Annotated in this window: 17 protein-coding genes; 12 read left to right on the top strand and 5 right to left on the bottom strand. The window is 46.0% G+C overall.

Annotation, left to right across the window (positions count from 1 at the left end; all coding sequences use genetic code 11):
- Positions 1–120: 120 nt before the first annotated feature.
- From aqpZ to MMOL_RS07635, 4 genes are all read left to right on the top strand, one after another.
- The gene (aqpZ, locus tag MMOL_RS07620; protein ID WP_015832442.1) at positions 121–807 is read left to right on the top strand and encodes an aquaporin Z; all 687 of its coding nucleotides are present in this window, start codon (positions 121–123) and stop codon (positions 805–807) included.
- Between the two features lie 108 nt (positions 808–915).
- On the top strand, positions 916–1644 hold the full coding sequence (locus MMOL_RS07625) for a pseudouridine synthase (RefSeq protein WP_041928767.1): 729 nt from the start codon (positions 916–918) through the stop codon (positions 1642–1644).
- 59 nt (positions 1645–1703) lie between these two features.
- Positions 1704–2315, top strand: coding sequence for a DUF502 domain-containing protein (locus MMOL_RS07630; protein ID WP_015832444.1), 612 nt, complete (start codon positions 1704–1706; stop codon positions 2313–2315).
- 90 nt (positions 2316–2405) lie between these two features.
- Positions 2406–2984 carry a lipocalin family protein gene (locus tag MMOL_RS07635; protein WP_015832445.1) on the top strand — a complete coding sequence of 193 codons (579 nt, stop codon included), beginning with the start codon at positions 2406–2408 and terminating at the stop codon, positions 2982–2984.
- Positions 2985–3026: 42 nt separating this feature from the next.
- Here the strand turns inward: MMOL_RS07635 and MMOL_RS07640 are convergent, their stop codons facing one another.
- Together MMOL_RS07640 and MMOL_RS07645 are read right to left on the bottom strand one after the other, a co-directional pair.
- Positions 3027–3848, bottom strand: a complete 822-nt coding sequence (locus MMOL_RS07640; protein WP_238524365.1) for a TraB/GumN family protein — start codon at positions 3846–3848, stop codon at positions 3027–3029.
- 66 nt (positions 3849–3914) lie between these two features.
- A complete protein-coding gene (locus MMOL_RS07645; protein WP_015832447.1) occupies positions 3915–6065 on the bottom strand; it encodes a YgiQ family radical SAM protein in 2151 nt (716 codons plus the stop codon).
- 237 nt (positions 6066–6302) lie between these two features.
- On the opposite strand from MMOL_RS07645, the gene MMOL_RS07650 reads away from it, so the two are divergent.
- The 3 genes from MMOL_RS07650 to MMOL_RS07660 all read left to right on the top strand — a co-directional run bounded on the left by MMOL_RS07650 (position 6303) and on the right by MMOL_RS07660 (position 8554).
- Positions 6303–6902: an exopolysaccharide biosynthesis protein gene (locus MMOL_RS07650; RefSeq protein ID WP_238524366.1), complete on the top strand. Its 600-nt coding sequence runs from the start codon at positions 6303–6305 to the stop codon at positions 6900–6902.
- Positions 6903–7081: 179 nt separating this feature from the next.
- Entirely contained in the window at positions 7082–7789 is a 708-nt protein-coding gene (gene aat / locus MMOL_RS07655; RefSeq protein ID WP_015832449.1) for a leucyl/phenylalanyl-tRNA--protein transferase, read from the top strand.
- A 21-nt stretch (positions 7790–7810) separates the two neighbouring features.
- A complete protein-coding gene (locus MMOL_RS07660) occupies positions 7811–8554 on the top strand; it encodes an arginyltransferase (RefSeq protein WP_015832450.1) in 744 nt (247 codons plus the stop codon).
- A gap of 84 nt (positions 8555–8638) precedes the next feature.
- Here MMOL_RS07660 and MMOL_RS07665 read toward each other — a convergent pair whose 3' ends face one another.
- Genes MMOL_RS07665 through MMOL_RS07675 form a run of 3 tightly spaced genes read right to left on the bottom strand, consistent with a single transcriptional unit; the run spans position 8639 to position 13154 of the window.
- Positions 8639–11473, bottom strand: a complete 2835-nt coding sequence (locus tag MMOL_RS07665) for a bifunctional diguanylate cyclase/phosphodiesterase (protein ID WP_015832451.1) — start codon at positions 11471–11473, stop codon at positions 8639–8641.
- Between the two features lie 15 nt (positions 11474–11488).
- Positions 11489–12727, bottom strand: coding sequence for a porin family protein (locus tag MMOL_RS07670; protein ID WP_015832452.1), 1239 nt, complete (start codon positions 12725–12727; stop codon positions 11489–11491).
- Positions 12699–13154 (bottom strand): type 2 periplasmic-binding domain-containing protein, encoded by a 456-nt coding sequence (locus MMOL_RS07675; protein ID WP_015832453.1) that lies wholly within the window; start codon positions 13152–13154, stop codon positions 12699–12701. Before MMOL_RS07675 ends, MMOL_RS07670 begins: the two co-directional genes overlap by 29 nt.
- Positions 13155–13356: 202 nt before the next feature.
- Between MMOL_RS07675 and MMOL_RS07680 the strand changes: the two genes are divergently transcribed.
- The 5 genes from MMOL_RS07680 (at position 13357) to MMOL_RS07700 (ending at position 18497) form a co-directional block, all read left to right on the top strand.
- Positions 13357–14223, top strand: coding sequence for a prephenate dehydrogenase (locus tag MMOL_RS07680; RefSeq protein ID WP_015832454.1), 867 nt, complete (start codon positions 13357–13359; stop codon positions 14221–14223).
- Between the two features lie 93 nt (positions 14224–14316).
- Positions 14317–15597, top strand: coding sequence for a 3-phosphoshikimate 1-carboxyvinyltransferase (gene aroA, locus MMOL_RS07685; RefSeq protein WP_015832455.1), 1281 nt, complete (start codon positions 14317–14319; stop codon positions 15595–15597).
- Between the two features lie 76 nt (positions 15598–15673).
- Complete coding sequence (cmk, locus tag MMOL_RS07690) at positions 15674–16351, top strand: (d)CMP kinase (protein WP_015832456.1); 678 nt, start codon at positions 15674–15676, stop codon at positions 16349–16351.
- A gap of 318 nt (positions 16352–16669) precedes the next feature.
- Complete coding sequence (rpsA, locus tag MMOL_RS07695) at positions 16670–18172, top strand: 30S ribosomal protein S1 (protein WP_015832457.1); 1503 nt, start codon at positions 16670–16672, stop codon at positions 18170–18172.
- A 43-nt stretch (positions 18173–18215) separates the two neighbouring features.
- A complete protein-coding gene (locus MMOL_RS07700) occupies positions 18216–18497 on the top strand; it encodes an integration host factor subunit beta (protein ID WP_015832458.1) in 282 nt (93 codons plus the stop codon).
- The last annotated feature ends 35 nt before the right edge of the window (positions 18498–18532 follow it).

The raw sequence follows: 18532 nt of genomic DNA on the forward strand, positions 1-18532 counted from the left end.
AAGGCCTAGTTTAACCCAAACTCGCTTGTAGTCACATCATGATTGCAGTAAATTAGCGATGCAATTGATATAAATGCAGTCCATGTAGATTCTAATAATCACTATAAGATTGGAGTAATTATGTCATTATCAAAACGTGCACTTGCCGAACTCATCGGTACTTTCTGGTTAGTGTTGGGCGGCTGCGGTAGCGCAGTCCTCGCTGCTGGCATTCCAGATTTAGGCTTAGGTTATTTAGGAGTTTCCTTCGCTTTTGGCTTAACCGTGGTGACTATGGCCTACGCCATCGGCCATATCTCGGGCTGCCATCTCAACCCTGCTATTTCGATTGGTTTGGTTGCAGGTGGCCGATTTAGCGCCAAAGAACTCCCACATTACATTATCGCGCAGGTATTGGGCGCAATTTTAGCCGCATTACTGATACACACTATCGCTAGCGGCATGCAGGGCTATACCGGTGGCTTGGCATCGAACGGTTTTGCAGAACACTCACCGCATGGTTATAGCATGATGGCAGGCTTAATCACAGAAATCGTCATGACTGCCATGTTCTTATTTATCATCATGGGTGCGACCGACAAACGCGCACCTGCAGGCTTGGCACCATTGGCGATAGGCTTTACTTTGGTACTCATCCATTTAATCAGCATCCCTGTCACCAACACCTCAGTCAACCCTGCACGTAGCACTGGCCCTGCCTTGATTGAGGGTGGTATTGCGTTACAGCAGCTATGGCTATTTTGGCTAGCGCCGATTGTTGGTGCAGTGATAGGCGCCTTAGCTTATAAATGCGTTAGCGAGGACTAAGACTTATTTTTAAGCCTAGTTTTAAAGTACCGCATTTTAAAGCACAGCCATCACAACGCCCGCACCGAAACATGCGGGCGTTTTTATTTGTGCCTTATAATGTCGGCTATGGCTAAAAAACTTTCTATCGAACGCATATTACACAACCAAGGCTTTGGCTCCCGCAAGCTATGCCGCATTCTTGTTATTAACGAAGAGGTGACGGTAAACGGTGAGTTGTGCGATGACCCAGATACCACTTTTGAACTGGAAAACCTGCACTACACCATCAAGGGTGAGGCATGGGTCTATCATGAAAAGTCTTACCTCATGATGCACAAACCCAGTAATTATGAATGCTCACACAAAACACAGCACCACCCTACTATCTACAGCTTACTGCCACACCCACTGGTAGAGCGAGGCGTGCAATGCATAGGCAGACTGGATGAAGACACCACCGGGCTGATTCTAATTTCAGACGATGGTCAGTTTATCCACCGTATGAGTTCGCCCAAACACAAGGTACCCAAGGTCTATGAGGTCACTTGTAAGCATGCCGTCAGTGACGAGCAAATTGCACATATTTTAAAAGGCGTGCAGCTAGTTGATGAAGATGCACCGATTGCAGCGCTGGCATGCACCAAAATCAATGACCACGTAATCCACATGACGCTAGCTGAAGGTAAATACCATCAAGTAAAGCGCATGGTCGCTGCTATCAGCAATCGTGTAGAAGCATTGAAGCGCATTAAAATTGGGCGTTTGGAATTGCCACAAGACTTAAAAGTTGGGGAATGGCGCTGGTTAAGCGCATCTGACCTGAACGCTTTGCAGGCAGATGGTCAAAACCAGTAATCAAATCCATTACAAATCAGCGCACCAGCATCTTACCTGCCATATAGAACGGGAGCTTTATGAAACGTATTTACCAATATTTCTTTCGCGGCCTGATTACAGCATTGCCTTTGGGGCTTACCGTATATTTACTGTATACGTTCTTAACTTGGGCAGAGCATATCGCTATGTGGTGGGTGCGTCCGATTATTGGTGATTTCTACATCCCTGGTCTGGGTCTGGCAATGGGGTTGGGGGGAATTGTGCTGCTGGGCTATCTAGTTTCGCACAAACAGCTGTACAAACTGCTGGCACTACTTGAGTTCCCATTCACCAATTTACCCGTGGTCAAAAGCATCTATTCATCGCTAAAGAGTTTTGCTGATTATTTTGCCCCACACAAAAAAGGTAGCGCACAACAGGCTGTGATTCTAAAAATTCCTGGTCGCACAGCAGAGCCGGAAAATACGCTGGAAATAGTAGGCTTAATCACCAGACAAAATACAGATGCACTGCCGACAGGCTTTATACAGGGTGATCGTGTTGCCGTATACTTACCTATGGGTTACATGATAGGCGGCTACACTGTGTTTGTGCCGAGCGACTGGCTAACACCGATTGACATGTCGGTTGAAGAAGTGATGAGTGCTTCACTGTTTGCATGGATGTCTAAATCAGAGCAACCTAAATAGACAACCAGAATCACAAACTGATACTAAGCAAATAATGTCTAATCCATTTACATCAATAGCTCACTAACGACGATACTAGGCTCACTCACCATGGCACTGCGCAAACTATTAATCTCATGCTGTTTACTCTTATCATCATGCATGGGGGTACCTGACAACGTAAAAGTGATTGAAAGTTTTGATGCTGGGCAATACCTTGGCACATGGTACGAAATTGCGCGGCTGGACCATAGTTTTGAACGTGGTTTAGATAACGTCACGGCCACCTACAGCCTACGTGATGACGGCGGCATTAAGGTAATTAACCGCGGCCTGAATACCAGTACAAAAAAATGGGAAGAAGCAGTGGGCAAAGCCTATTTTGTGGACCCTGCCAACACAGACAAAACGCATACAGGCAAACTGAAAGTATCGTTCTTTGGTCCGTTTTACGGGGCTTACAATATCATTGAATTAGATAAACCCTATTACAACTACGTCATGATTTGCGGGCCGGATAAATCCTACTTTTGGATACTTTCGCGTACACCACAATTATCCTACCCCATTAAGCAGCACTTGATTGCACAAGCCAAAGAACTTGGCTTTGCAACCGATAAACTTATCTATGTGAACCAATCGCCAGAAACAGTTAATTACGAAGCGGGACGTCACGTAACGCATCAGTAATTCTGTTATTTCACTAAATTTTTTTACTTCACTAAAGTTCTGTTATTTCACTACGCTCAACTTGTAACCTGCTTGCTTCAGCGTAGCAAGCAGGCCGGTTGAGCCAGCCAGATGTGAAGCGCCCACCACCACAAATAGGCTGTTATCTTGTGCTTTAGCAAGTACACGCTGCGCCATCACCGTATTACGCTCATCGAGCAGTTTAACGCGCATTTTCTCCCATAAGGGCCTAGACAGCATACTGCCGGTGGTATGCGCATTGAGGGCGGCGAGTTTATTAGCATCTCCCTTTAAATAGGCTTTGATTAACTGCTCATAATCACGCTCTTTGGCTTGCTGGCTACGCTTTAAGACCTGCCGCAGTAAAGCCAGTTGCTCAGCCTGGGTCAGGCTATCCATCACGGCAAAATGCTCAGCCGCAGACTCTATGCCCTGCACAGCTTTGCCGTTATCTTCTGCAAGGCGCATAAGCAAATTATCTTGCGCATATGGGGTAAGTGGCCTAGGGGAGTCAAACACCACTGCTAACAACCAGGGCTTGGTGCGCAGCGCCACATCTCTATGCATGACGTGAAAATCTGCCAATGCATACAGTTGCTCAAGCTCCTTAGGGCTTAAGCTAGATTTGAGGTCGGAATCCGGCGTCTGCAGCATGCGTGGGTCTTGCGGTGCGTCAGACTCCATCATAAAGACGTCTATCGACTTTAATGCCGCCAGCACGCTGGGGGGGAAATCAGTCACGCGATTATCATCGGTATGAATCGAGCCAAATAGATAAATCGTAGGTGCGGTTCTAGATTCAGCTTTCCAGAACAGCCCACGCTCAGCCAAAGCATTGGTGCTGAGCAAGGCAAATATCAGCATTATGAGGGCTTGGTATAAATTAGGTATGAATGACCTTAACATCACATTACCCTCACAAAAAATTACTTAGGAGTATTTGCGCTTTTTCTCTGTGGTACGCCTAGGCCTTACCGTGCGCTCTAACTGCTCACCGCGCACCGTGGTCACAGGCTTGCTGGATAGCGGCTGCCAAGCCGGAATCAAACAATGCTTGCCACTACCGATTAAATCATCACGTCCCATTTTCTTCAATGCTTCTCGCAGCATTGGCCAGTTATTAGGGTCGTGATAGCGAATAAACGCTTTATGCAACTTGCGCACATTACCCGCTTTTGGGATAGGCACATCATCAGAATCTTCCGTTACCTTACGCAATGGATTTTTACCTGAGTGATACATCGCGGTAGCCATCGCCATCGGTGTAGGGGTAAAGGTCTGCACTTGGTCTAACTTGAAGTCGTATTTCTTCAGCCATAATGCCAAGTTCAACATGTCATTATCAGTAGTACCCGGGTGTGCAGCAATAAAGTATGGAATCAAATACTGCTTCTTGCCTGCTTCCGCACTGAACTTCTCAAACATGGCTTTAAATTCATCATAAGCACCCATGCCTGGTTTCATCATCTTGCTCAGCACGTTTTCTTCGCTATGCTCAGGCGCAATTTTCAGATAGCCGCCCACATGGTGCTGCACCAGCTCCTTCACGTACTCTGGTGATTTCACCGCAAGGTCATAACGCAGACCGGAGCCAATCAAAATCTTCTTAACACCTTTAATCGCACGTGCTTTACGGTATAGCTGAATCAGCGCGCTATGGTCGGTGTTCAAGTTTTCGCACACCGCCGGATAAACGCAGCTTAATTTACGGCAATTCTTTTCAATGGATTCAGATTTACAAGCAATACGGTACATATTGGCGGTAGGTCCACCCAAATCTGAAATCACACCGGTGAAACCATCCACTTTATCGCGAATTTCTTCCACCTCTTTCAGGATAGAAGCTTCGGAACGGCTTTGAATAATACGGCCTTCGTGCTCGGTAATACTGCAGAAAGTACAGCCGCCAAAGCAGCCGCGCATGATATTCACGCTGAAGCGTATCATTTCCCAAGCTGGGATTTTGGCATCTTTATAGGCAGGATGCGGCTTACGTGCATAAGGCATGTCATACACATAATCCATTTCTTTGGTGGTAAGCGGGATAGGCGGCGGATTGAGCCACACCTCCCTATCGCCATGCTTTTGCACCAAAGCACGCGCGTTACCTGGGTTAGCCTCTAAGTGCAGCACACGTGAAGCATGCGCATACAATACCGGGTCATGCGCCACCTCTTCAAACGCAGGCAAGCGCACTACTTGCTTAGACCGATCAGCCTTAGGAGCTTTTAACCTGAGGTTTGGTACAATCTCAATAGCACTTACGCCTGCCGGTAATTCTGTTTTTTTCGCTTCATCAGTAGCACAACTGGCATCTGATTTACCCATTTTCATTTCATAAGGGTCAACTGGTTTATCTACCGCACCAGGGCGATCCAGCTTGGTGCTTTCTACTTCACTCCAGCCTTCTGGCACCTTCTTACGTAAAAAAGCAGTACCGCGAATATCTTGAATCTCGGCAATCTTCTCGCCTTTGGCGATGCGGTGGCTCAGCTCAACCAGCGCGCGCTCAGCATTACCATACAATAAAATATCAGCTTTAGAATCCACTAAAATACTGCGGCGTACTTTATCTGACCAATAGTCATAATGTGCAATACGGCGCAAACTCGCCTCAATACTACCCACCACTAATGGCACATCAGAATAAGCCTCACGGCAACGTTGGCTGTATACCAATACCGCACGGTCTGGACGTTTATTAGGTGCAGCATCAGGGGTATAAGCATCATCGCTACGGATTTTTCTATCCGCGGTATAGCGATTCACCATGCTATCCATATTGCCTGCCGTCACACCAAAATACAGATTCGGCTTGCCCAACACTTTAAATGCATTGGCATTTTGCCAATCTGGCTGCGCGATAATACCAACGCGAAAACCCTGAGCCTCTAATAGACGGCCTACCAATGCCATGCCAAAACTGGGGTGATCAATATACGCATCCCCCGTCACCAAAATGATGTCGCAGCTATCCCAGCCTAGGGCGTCCATTTCGGCACGAGACATCGGTAAAATTGGCGCAGGCCCAAACCGCTTCGCCCAATAAGGACGATAGCTAGGAATAGGCTTTGCTAACATTGTTGAGTATTGTTCCAAGGTATCTGCTATAAATCGATAAAAGTGCGCGCATTTTACGCGCTAATCATATGATTAAGAAGCTTTTTTATAGTTCAATTACATGAATATCAAAACCCAGCCAATTAACTGCGGTTTTTTTCATGACCACCACCTCCAATATTGCATACAATACTCACATGATACGCCCACAAGAACATACGCAAAACTATGTGTGACTACGCCAACTTAGTAAAAAGTTTGCATCAATTCGCAGAGAAAGCCAAGGGCCAGCCATTGAGCGTGGGCGAAGCATTAGACACGTTAGATGAAGCAGGTTATGCCTTTATTTGCATCATACTGGTATTACCGTTTTTGCAGCCCATCCCGCTGGGTCCGTTCACGGTACTGGGTGGTGTGGCCTTTGCCACCTTGGGCTGGCAGCTGTTACGTGGTCACGAATCACCGGTCTTGCCCAAACAAGTATTGGCCATTGAGTTTAGTGAAAACACCTGGAAAATGTTAGCCAAAGTTTGCCTGGAGATCCTGGGGCTATGCAGAAAAATCAGTAAACCACGCTACCCATTTATTGCAGCAGGCGTACGCGGCCAGAAAATGGGAGGCTTTATCTTGCTGGCAGCAGGCGGGTTGATGGCAATTCCGTTTGGGGTACTGCCATTCAATAACTTCCTACCCGGTCTCGCCATCTTGTTTTACTGCATAGGGGAACTTGAAGATGACGGTTTGATGTACCTGATTGCGCTATTCTGGCTAGTCGTCACTACCATTTACTTCGGCGCATTCTTTTTTGCCCTATGGTACTTTGGCGAAAAGGCATTGGCATACTTTAAGATCTTTTAAATAAAATCTGTCAAATGCGCAAAATGCACGCTAAACCATTTCATCAATCTGCGTGATTACTTTATATTTAAAACTTACTTTTAAATAATGCTTCTAAATGATGATGCCTAAGTAACGATAAACAGCATAGTGCATCATCAACACAATTGGACAGCAGCCAGCAAATCAAGACTAAGTTTATGAGCCACGGTTATTATCAACTTCCCAATGGTCGAGTGGCCAGTATAGATGGCGAATGTGCCTTTCCAGCGCTAACTGAAGCGCTCAGCGAACCCAATGGCTTAATTGCAATTGGTGGTGACCTATCTCTGCAACGCCTACTCGCAGCATACCATAAAGGCATTTTTCCCTGGTTTAGCGAGGGCGAACCTATCCTTTGGTGGAGCCCAAGCCCACGCATGGTGTTGTATCCGCACGAGTTAAAAATATCCAACTCACTACAAAAAACGCTTAAAAAGAAAACCTTTGAGGTGAAGCTCAGCACGCAGTTTCGTGAAGTGATTACCGCTTGCAGCAACACGTTGCGCAGCCAGCAAGCCGGTACTTGGATAACGCAGGATATTATTGATGCCTATTGCCGGCTGCATGACGCTGGCTTTGCGATTTCAGTCGAATCTTACTTTGATGGCCAATTGGTGGGCGGCTGTTACGGCGTGCATATAGGCAATATGTTTTATGGTGAAAGTATGTTTCATCACAAAACCGATGCATCCAAGGTTGCCTTTGTGAGCTTGGTACAGCACCTAACGGCTCAAGGAGTTGGCCTGATAGACTGCCAAATGAAAACCGCACATTTGGCGAGTTTGGGTGCACGCGAAATTGAGCGTGCCGAATTTGCAGCGCAAATATCTAGGCTAACCCAGGCCAGACCTAGCAACATCGCATAAAAATAGAGTTATACTTTTGCCATGAGCTTACCTAGCGATACACCGCTGCAAAAACTGCAATTTTACGTGACCACAGGCTATAGTTGCGGCTACCTGCCCAATAGAATGGCACAAAGTCTCATTGCAGCGCCACAACACCTAGTGGACGCAAACGTATACAGCGGCTTAATTCAACAAGGGTTCAGACGTAGCGGAAAATTCTCGTACAGACCACATTGCGAGAACTGCCAAGAGTGTGTGCCGGTAAGGTTGGTGTTGGCTAGATTTACGCCCAACCGCAGCCAGAAACGTGCGTTTAAACAACACCAGAATCTCACCACCAGCATACTGCCTATAGGCTTTCATGAAGAGCATTATGCGCTGTATGCCAGCTATCAGCGCGCTCGCCACAGTGATGACAAAACAGATGAGCAACGAGAGCTTGAAACTGATACACAAGAAAATGATGTAGAACAGTATCAGAGCTTTTTATGCCAATCTAACGTAGAAAGCGTGCTGGTTGAGTTTAGGGAAGGTGGTCAGCTCAAAATGGTGAGCGTGGTCGATATTGTCCTTGATGGCGTTTCTGCGGTTTACACCTTCTACGACACCAGCGACAGCACAACCAGCTATGGCACCTATAACGTGTTATGGCAAGCATTGTGGGCTCAAACCTTGAGCTTACCCTATCTGTATCTAGGCTACTGGATTAAAGACAGCAAAAAAATGGCGTATAAACAAAATTACCAACCACTGGAAAAACTAATAGACGGTGAGTGGCGTTGATTCCCCGCTAGATTGCTGATGTAGCCAGCAAGCTGAGGTGTTAACTGTCACATCTAGCATTACACTGCTTAATACTATTTAACTTTACACAACTTCATTTGCTGGCTTACCAATAAAGTAACCTTGCGCATAATCAACCCCATAGCTTCGCAGCAGCGTTAAACAGCGCTGATCACCCACAAACTCTGCCACTGTACGCTTGCCAAAGCCACGCGCCACCTCTGTGAGTGCGCGCACAAATATCTGATCATCCGTACTATCGGCAAGATTGCGGATAAACGAGCCGTCAATTTTTACATAATCCACCGGGAAGTGCTTCACGTAATAGAAAGAAGAGAAGCCGACGCCAAAATCATCCAATGAGAACGCGCAGCCCAAAGCACGTATGGTCTCAATAAAAGTTTGTGCCGTTGCAAAATCTGCTACTGCTGCAGTTTCTGTAATTTCAAAAATAATATGTGATGGCAATTCAGGATGCTGTAAAAACAAGCTCTGCAATAAGGTCAGCATGTTTTCATCATTCATGCTGTGTCCTGAGAGGTTGATGGCCACTTTGCGATCCTTACCTTCCGCCAACAACTCTGCCCAACGTTTAATCACAGTACGCACGACATAGTGGTCGATTTGTTTAATCAACCCTGAACGTTCGGCAAACTCAATAAACTCGCCAGGCGGCACCATTGCCCCATTTTCATCGACCATGCGTACAAGTGCTTCATAGTGACTAATGACATTTTGATGGATATCCAAAATAGGCTGATACTGCATGACAAAGCTCTGCTCTCGTAGCGCTTGTTTAATGCGGTCTTCCCATAGCACTTTCTGCTCTAGTTTCTGCTGTAAGTGTTCGCCCTCAGAAAACACATGCAAGCGTGCACTACCGGTCAGCTTAGCCTGATACATAGCAATATCTGCATTAGCCAGTAAGCGCTTAGCATCATGATTATTGGCACTAACAGCCACAATACCGATACTTGCTGTAATATGGTGATCACCAGCCAGCCCCGGGTATTTAATCTCGCCTAACTGACGGTTTATTTCTTCAGCAATACTAATTGCTCTTGGCAAATCACAATCCCGTACCAAAATACCCATTTCGTCACCACCAAGCCGCGCGAGCGTATCCTGCGTGTCGCAGATATTGGACAAGATATCCGCTACAGTACGTAATACCATGTCACCTGCCGTATGCCCTGAAATATCGTTAATATATTTAAAGCCGTCCAAATCCAGATAAAGCAATGCTTCACACGCACTAGTCCCATTCAACCTCACGAGTGCAGCTTCTATTTCCTGCATAAACCGTTGACGATTAATCAAGCCAGTAAGCTGATCATGCTCAGCTAAGTACAGGCTCTTCTCCTCACTTCTTTTACGTAGAGTAATATCAACCCCTACCGACAAAATTTGCACCTGCTCACCATCCATACGTGAGTGGTGCCATGCTATTTCACGCTTTACTTCATGGTTACACAACATGGTGCACTCGTGATAATGAGTGTCAACACTGTTGGCAATAATGCCCTGATACACTTGGCGCAATTGTCCACGCCCTCCCGGTTTCTCCAGTGCATCAATTAAAGACTTACCTTGCAGGTTACGTTCATCCCAGCCTAAGAGTTGCTCACCATAATGGTTGATACTGGTTACCTTGCCATTCCCATCCTGCGTCACAATTACTACTTGTGCGGTATCTAAAATACGCTCCGAAAATGCGTTAGCTTGTGTGATCCGACCTAACATATCCAGAATTTCAGATTGATGCAGGCTCGCATCCTTTTCAAGAGATTGTAGGCGGTCTGTTAGTTTCAGTGCGGCTTCTGCTAACCGATCCACCTCATCTAAAAGCACTGGGTTCTTGCGTATTTTTATTTGCGCGCGTACCGCTTCAAATTGCCGTTCTCCTAAAAATGGAATGGCCTTAACGGCATCAGTAATACGTTTGAGAGGCGTATTCAATAAAAAATAAATCGCCAGTAGCATGAAAAAAGTAAAAATAAAGCCAAATTTCAAGCGCTGTAATGTGGACTCATGCGTCTCCAGCACTTGCGTTGTTACATTTTCAATCACTACAACCATGGCCGGCACATTCACCAATTTGTGCTCAATCGGAAAAAAAACAAGATCATAGTATTTGTCAGAATAAGCAACACGCTGCCAAACATGCTGACTCTTTGCCAATACAATGCTTTCCAACTGCTGTAACAAAGGTAAATTAACATTGGCATTTGATAGCCCAGCAATACGTAACCCTAATTTCGGCAAGGCATTTTGATAATGATTCGCCTCGTTTTTTAATACAAATCCAACATCGGCACCAGAGAATCGATTAAACGATAAGATTAAATCAGCCATGGAGGATGCGACCACAACCACACCACTTACCTTGCCATTAGTAAGCATAGGCGTTGTGGCATACTGCAAACATACTTCAGTACAATCAATCCATGTAAGGCTAGATTCTTGACGAATCGCTTCGGCAACCTGCTGTACTTCCAAAGCATTTTGCTGCCTTAACCCAGCCCACTCAGCCAGCATATGCTGATGTTGATCGTAAATACGGATTGACTCTAAACCGTAATCTAACTGCAATGATGCGAGCGCAGAGTTAACACGAGGCCCCAGCCATTTTGCAGTAGCAGCGCCCTTTGTTGACAACGCACCATCAACACCCACCATGGTTGCGACTAAAGAAGAAACTTGTGAAGTCTTTAATGAAAAGTCAGCCAGCATCGCCTTAAACTGCACCAAGTAGCGCGCATGTACAACTTCACGCTCATGCTTAAGGCGTTCAGCCTGACTTAAATAAGCCCAACTAATCAACAACAACGTTAGTGTCACGAAAACCAAGCCCAACAAAGCCATAATCTTCCATTTAAGACTAAAGAAAATATTCGGACCTTTTCTCAGCGATAACATGATTTAGGCTAAGAGTTAGAAGCGATAAGAAGCAAGCAAAATCAACATATCCCAGCTTTTTTCGAGTGCAGCAGGATTTGAGTTTTCCAGCGGAGATAGCCAGCCAGCACCATTAATCCGATGTGCTTCTGCACGCAAGCTAAAGCTTTCATTCACGTCATAACGCACGCCAGCTGACCAATCCTTACTGTAGAGCATAAAGTCAGGGAGTCCTGTGGTCGCCTGCCAATCCCTCCCATGGCGATCAGAACGGTCTCTATAAAAAGCATCATAGCGAGTAAAAACTTCCCACTTGGACGCTGGACGGTAGGCCGCCTGCACATAAAAGCCATCTGCACTTGTTTTGCTATCCATGAGCGGGCCAAATCCCTTAAATTCAAGAAATTCAAGTAAATATTCGGCGGTTAAACTCCATTTTTCCGCATTATATTGTGCGGATAACAGGTAGGGCACTAAGGTGATATCACCACTGGATAAAGAGTCAGTAGCTTTTCTATCGTACGCCATCTTGACATTAGCTGCTGTCAATCCAAGCCGCCACTGACCGTTATTACTATCAAATGAGAAGTTAACCAACTGTGTCAATTTAGAGTCCAATCGACCAGGCATGTCCTTACCTAAAAACGTAGCCTCGGTCGACTTACCGTCGGCCTGTGGATACCCTAGGTAATACTTGATGCCAAAGTTACCATAGTCAGAAACCGCGTTATGATAAAGCGACAAACCGTCGGCTGACTTTTGTAAGCGGCGCGTTACATCAAAATAAATCGGCTGCGGCAAAATAGCTGAGTCACGGGTAAATGCCACATCGCCGGTTTCCGCATAAAGACCATATGGCACCCTCACCCGGCCCAAGCGCACACCGGAGCTACCCCAATCACCAGAGGCTACTGTCCAATCAACAAAGGCATGCCCAATCCGTAACTCGCCATTGTCATTTTCACCTGCCTTGCGAGAAATGAGTTGTGTGGAAAACTGTAATTGAGGCAGCGCACGATAGGTAGCGTTTAAGCCCACCTCACGGAAATCATAACTAATATCATCGCGGCTCTTACCTAGAAAGTTATTGCCGGTGGTATTGATCATCCCTTGGGTAATAAATCCATGTAGCTGTAGCTTGCCATCCAGCATATCAACCGCATTAGCCGCACTGGATGCGAACAGAGAGAATACCAGTAGCCACCTAGTGCTCCATTGATTAAGGCCAGCCCGGCTACGGCTAGATCTATTGCGAAATTTGAAGTATGCGTACATCTTGGTTCACCTCTTGCGACAATAGATAACCTACGCTACCAGGCGTAGCCTTCACTTTTGCGAGCATTTCTTGTGGCGTAGAAACCTGCTCAGGATATTGCCCCAAGCCCGCAAACACCTGCCTATCCCAAGCGCGTCTTAGCTGGCGTGGAAAAAACTTCAAAACCTCTTTGCTAAAAGTTTCATGGATTGGATTTGAATCTGAGAACACATAGACTTTGACTGGAGTACCGTCACTCCACTTGGTCTGATTCATTACAAATATAGCGCGCAGCGTATTGGCGCTAATGACACCTGGGGTAGATGATGAAGAGGCAATGACCGCAACTTTAGAGCCCGCGGCCGCATCGACGCTAGCAGCAAGAAGCGGCCGCGACTGAAGAAACACGATGAGTTGAATAAATATTATTAGCTGCCAAATTCTCATTATTATTTACTTTGTGCAGAATATTTATTTTGATTATTACCTAGTTGTTTAAATAACGCCACAAAAAAATAATTAAGAGTTTTTTAATGATTTACACTTTAATTTTCAGCTCCAGAAAAACAAAAAATAGCGCTATGATTTTTGGCAATTACAACAATGTTACAATTGCAGCTATTGATTGTCGTGAACCATCTTAAAAAAATTGAAAAAAATCGTTATCTTCGGTGTGGGCCTAATTGGTGGCTCGGTTGCACTCGCTTTAAAAAAAGCAGGCAGTGCAGCACAAATCATAGGTGTGGGTCGCTCCACTGACAGCATGCAATCCGCATTGGATTTAGGCGTAATAGATGCCGCATGCAGTGACGCTTCCCAAGCGCTACAATACGCAGATATGGTGCTGATTGCCGCGCCAGTCGCGCAAACAGCCAGCATTCTTACCAGCATTAAACCAGCTTTAGCGCCAAGCACCGTGATTACCGATGCAGGCAGCACTAAAAGTGACGTACTTGCCTGCGCACAGGAAATACTGGGTGAGCAATTTAACCAGTTTGTGGGCGGCCATCCCATTGCCGGCGCGGAGAAAAGTGGCGTTACCGCTGCCACTACAGACCTGTACCGCAATAAAAATGTAGTGCTGACGCCAACTGAAGCCACCAATGCTGATGCAGTGCAGCGTGTGCGTGAGTTATGGCAGCTTTGCGGTGCCAGCGTCACCGAAATGCCGGCAGCAACGCACGACAGCATTTTTGCCGCGGTCAGCCATTTACCACACCTGTTGGCCTTTGCGCTGGTGGATGATATTGCCTCACGCCAGAACGCAGAGCAGCTATTTGGCTTTGCCGCCAGCGGCTTTAGAGACTTTACCCGCATTGCAGGCAGCCACCCTGAAATGTGGCGTGATATCAGCCTCGCTAACCGAACGGCACTATTGAGTGAAATCACCGCATACCAGGACGAGCTGTCTCGATTAAAACACATGCTGGAACAAAGCGATGGCGACGCACTGCATACGTTATTCGAGCGCGCCAGCACTGCCCGTAACAACTGGGCAAAACTTAGAGATCAGTAAACTTAAAGCACAGTAAATTTAAAACACAAAAAACTTAAAGCACAACAAGAGCACAGTAATCTACAAGATAAAGAGTTAATTAAAGAATTGATTATGGAACAACTCACACTAGCCGCAAGCCATCAGGCGCAAGGTACGCTAACTTTACCAGGCTCAAAAAGCATTTCTAACCGCACCCTGCTACTGGCCGCACTTGCCAATGGCACCACCGAGATACGCGATGTACTAGCATCTGACGATACTTCCCGCATGCTAGAGGCATTGGAAGCTTTAGACGTACAGTTAGAGAACTTTGCTGACAATGCTTGGCGCGTCACAGGCTGCGGCGGCAACTTCCCTAATAAACAGGCTGATTTATTCTTAGGCAACGCAGGTACCGCCTTCAGGCCTCTTACCGCGGCATTGGCTTTAGCAGGCGGCAATTACCAACTATCCGGCGTGGCGCGCATGCATGAACGCCCGATTGGCGACTTGGTCGACGCCCTAAAACAAGCTGGTGCAGATATTCAATATCTGGCTAACGATGGTTATCCACCGCTAAAAATTGCCGCACCTCAATTGGACTTATCCAAGCGGATTAAGATTCGCGGTGATGTTTCCAGCCAGTTTCTTACTGCATTACTGATGGCACTACCATTAACCAAACAGCAAGCCACCATTGAGGTGATCGGTGAACTAATTTCCAAACCTTATATTGAAATCACCCTCAACCTGATGGCAAAGTTTGGCGTGCAAGTGGCACGCAATGGCTGGCAAAGCTTCACGATCCCCGCCAACAGTAGCTATACTGCGCCGCAGGAAATTTTTGTAGAAGGCGACGCATCCAGTGCTTCATACTTTCTAGCGGCTGGTGCTATTGCCGGCAACGTCACGGTGCAAGGTTTAGGCAAAGACAGCATTCAAGGTGATGTGCGTTTTGCAGATGCCTTAGCACTGATGGGCGGCAATATCAGCTATGCTGACAACCATATCACTGCTAGCAAGGCCGAGCAGATTCATACGATAGATTTGGATTGCAACCACATTCCAGACGCTGCCATGACCCTGGCCATCCTCGCCCTGTTTGCCAAGGGTACCAGCACTTTACGCAATATCGCCAGTTGGCGCGTGAAAGAAACTGACCGTATTGCCGCCATGGCCACAGAGTTACGCAAAGTAGGCGCGATTGTTGAAGAAGGCGCTGATTACATCACCATCACGCCGCCGGCAACCCTAACCCCGAATGCAGCGATTGACACCTACGATGATCATCGCATGGCCATGTGCTTTTCACTAGTTAGCTTAGGTGGTGTGCCGATTATCATTAACGACCCTAACTGTGTAGCCAAAACATTCCCTAACTACTTTGCTGAATTCAAAAAACTGGTGTCATAAGCCCAGATGTGCCTTGTTACTATGGGGCGAATTTACACGCATTGATTGTTATTAACACTACGATAAATTTTTACAGATGAACAACACGCAAGCTCACCACCTTCCAGTTATTGCCATTGATGGCCCATCCGCTTCCGGCAAAGGCACAGTAGCGCAATTGGTTGCCGAAAAACTAGGCTTCGCTTACCTGGATTCCGGCGCACTCTACCGAGTAGTGGCGTTTGCAGCGCACCAAAACAATATTGCCTGGGATGATGCCAACGCGGTAGCCGCATGTGCAAAATCTTTACAAATCAAGTTCGTACATGAGCAAGTGTTGTTAAATGGGCAGGATATTTCCAACGAAATTCGCACTGAGTTAATGGGCAAAGGCGCATCCCAAGTTGCGGTGCACGCCCCGGTTCGCGCAGCCTTGGTCGATTTGCAGCACAGCTTTCTACAAGCACCAGGCTTAGTGGCTGATGGCCGCGATATGGGCACGGTGATTTTCCCATCGGCCCCACTCAAAATATTCCTTACCGCCTCCACCGAGGTAAGAGCACAGCGCCGTTACAAACAACTACTAGGCAAAAACCAGCCAGCTAACTACGATAACATCTTACAAGACCTGCAAGAGCGCGATGCCAGAGACAAAGGCCGCGCCAGTGCACCATTAGTCATGGCAGAGCATGCCATCCTGCTAGAAACTGACAATCTGAGTATTGCAGACGCGGTGAACATGGTGCTGGATGCCTATCAGAAGTGTAACGCCTAAGCTTATAAACCTATATTTGTATATCTACTTAAGATGTAGCTTTAGCGCGTATGACTAAAAGACTAAGTGGCTAAATATTTCGAAAATAAATCAAGATTAGATTGCAACACCTTGATTTCACCAAAATATAGTGCAACAGGCTATTTTAAATAGTAAAAATATTAGTAAAAATTCATAAATAGTCTTTTATTTTTCAATGTTTTAGTTATAATTCCAGATTCGGGTTTTATCACCCTATTTAGTCCTACCCGTCGTCACCGATGCGTAGTTTTTTAACTACCCCACTGCTAGGTGGGATATTTTAGGTAATTTTATTTAATGGCTTCTACTTCTAATTCTACTGCTTCATCTATGGAATCCTTTGCTGCGCTTTTTGAAGAAAGCTTAGCTCGCCAAGAAATGCGTTCTGGCGAAGTGATCACTGCTGAAGTTGTTTCTGTTGATAATGATCATGTGATCGTTAACGCAGGTCTTAAATCTGAAAGCGTAATCAACGCTGACGAATTCCGTAATGCTCAAGGTGAACTTGAAGTTCAAGTGGGCGACTTTGTTAAAGTAGCAATTGAGAAGCTAGAAGACGGCTTCGGTTCAACCGTACTTTCACGCGAAAAAGCTAAACGCATGGAAACATGGTTAGACTTAGAAGATGCGATGAACGAAGGCCGCATCATCAAAGGTTTTGTAAGTGGTAAAGTTAAAGGCGGTTTACGCGTATCTGTAAACGGCATCATGGCATTCTTGCCAGGTTCATTGGTTGACGTACGTCCAGTTAAAGACACTACTCCATTCGAAAACAAAGAATGTGATTTGAAAGTAATCAAACTAGACCGTAAACGTAACAACATCGTGGTTTCACGTCGTGCTGTAATGGAAGTTTCTGCTGGTGCTGACCGCGAAGCTTTACTAGGTACATTGGCTGAAGGTGCTGTTGTTAAAGGTATCGTTAAAAATATCACTGACTACGGTGCATTCGTTGATTTGGGCGGCATTGATGGTTTGCTACATATCACTGACTTGGCATGGCGTCGCGTTAAGCACCCATCAGAAGTGCTTACAGTAGGTGAAGAAGTTGAAGCTAAAGTATTGAAATTCGATCAAGAGAAAAATCGTGTTTCACTAGGTATCAAACAATTAGGCGACGACCCATGGGTTGCATTAACACGCCGTTACCCAGTAAGCACACGCTTGTTCGGTAAAGTGTCTAACTTGACTGACTACGGTGCATTCGTTGAAATCGAACCAGGTATCGAAGGTTTAGTTCACGTTTCAGAAATGGACTGGACAAACAAAAACATTCACCCAGGCAAAATCGCTCAATTAGGCGACGAAGTTGAAGTAATGATTCTTGAAATCGACGAAGCACGTCGTCGTTTATCATTGGGTATGAAACAATGCCAAGCTAACCCTTGGGATGATTTCTCTGCAACACACGCTAAAGGCGACAAAGTTTCAGGTCAAATCAAATCAATCACAGACTTCGGTGTGTTCATTGGTTTGCCAGGCGGCATCGATGGTTTAGTTCACTTATCTGATTTGTCATGGGCACAATCAGGCGAAGAAGCAATCCGCAACTTCAAAAAAGGTGACGAATTACAAGCTGTGATCTTAGCTATCGACGTTGAAAAAGAGCGCATTTCATTAGGCGTAAAACAACTGACTGCTGATCCTTCAGGTGCTTCATCTGAAGAAAAATCAGATGCTAAACCTAAAGCTAAATCTGCTAAAGCTAAAGAACCTGCTCAATTGCCAGATGACGGCGCGGCTGCTGGTACGACTAACCTTGGTGCTCTATTGAAAGCCAAGTTAGATAGCAAGAAATAATTAGCCCGTTATTTTAGTATCAAGAAAAAAAAGGCATATAAGCATGACAAAATCTGAGCTAATCACACTGCTTGCAGAACGTTTTCCGCAACTGGTGATGAAAGATGCAGAGCTTTCAGTAAAGGCAATATTAGACGCTATGTCTGATAACCTTGCGACAGGCGAACGCATTGAAATAAGAGGCTTTGGCAGCTTTAGCTTGAATTACCGTCCACCGCGTTTGGGTCGCAACCCAAAAACCGGCAGCAAGGTTGAGGTACCTGAGAAACATGTACCTCACTTTAAAGCAGGTAAAGAACTACGTGAACGTGTGGATTTAAGCTAGCATTTGCTTTTAAGTTCCAAGCTAAAACGGCAACC

It is taken from the genome of Methylotenera mobilis JLW8 (assembly GCF_000023705.1).
Lineage (GTDB): Bacteria > Pseudomonadota > Gammaproteobacteria > Burkholderiales > Methylophilaceae > Methylotenera > Methylotenera mobilis.

Coding starts and splice junctions, on each gene's coding strand:
- aqpZ (WP_015832442.1), top strand. CDS start 121: ATGTCATTATCAAAACGTGCACTTGCCGAACTCATCGGTACTTTCTGG.
- MMOL_RS07625 (WP_041928767.1), top strand. CDS start 916: ATGGCTAAAAAACTTTCTATCGAACGCATATTACACAACCAAGGCTTT.
- MMOL_RS07630 (WP_015832444.1), top strand. CDS start 1,704: ATGAAACGTATTTACCAATATTTCTTTCGCGGCCTGATTACAGCATTG.
- MMOL_RS07635 (WP_015832445.1), top strand. CDS start 2,406: ATGGCACTGCGCAAACTATTAATCTCATGCTGTTTACTCTTATCATCA.
- MMOL_RS07640 (WP_238524365.1), bottom strand. CDS start 3,848: ATGCTGATATTTGCCTTGCTCAGCACCAATGCTTTGGCTGAGCGTGGG.
- MMOL_RS07645 (WP_015832447.1), bottom strand. CDS start 6,065: ATGTTAGCAAAGCCTATTCCTAGCTATCGTCCTTATTGGGCGAAGCGG.
- aat (WP_015832449.1), top strand. CDS start 7,082: ATGAGCCACGGTTATTATCAACTTCCCAATGGTCGAGTGGCCAGTATA.
- MMOL_RS07660 (WP_015832450.1), top strand. CDS start 7,811: ATGAGCTTACCTAGCGATACACCGCTGCAAAAACTGCAATTTTACGTG.
- MMOL_RS07665 (WP_015832451.1), bottom strand. CDS start 11,473: ATGTTATCGCTGAGAAAAGGTCCGAATATTTTCTTTAGTCTTAAATGG.
- MMOL_RS07670 (WP_015832452.1), bottom strand. CDS start 12,727: ATGTACGCATACTTCAAATTTCGCAATAGATCTAGCCGTAGCCGGGCT.
- MMOL_RS07675 (WP_015832453.1), bottom strand. CDS start 13,154: ATGAGAATTTGGCAGCTAATAATATTTATTCAACTCATCGTGTTTCTT.
- aroA (WP_015832455.1), top strand. CDS start 14,317: ATGGAACAACTCACACTAGCCGCAAGCCATCAGGCGCAAGGTACGCTA.
- cmk (WP_015832456.1), top strand. CDS start 15,674: ATGAACAACACGCAAGCTCACCACCTTCCAGTTATTGCCATTGATGGC.
- rpsA (WP_015832457.1), top strand. CDS start 16,670: ATGGCTTCTACTTCTAATTCTACTGCTTCATCTATGGAATCCTTTGCT.
- MMOL_RS07700 (WP_015832458.1), top strand. CDS start 18,216: ATGACAAAATCTGAGCTAATCACACTGCTTGCAGAACGTTTTCCGCAA.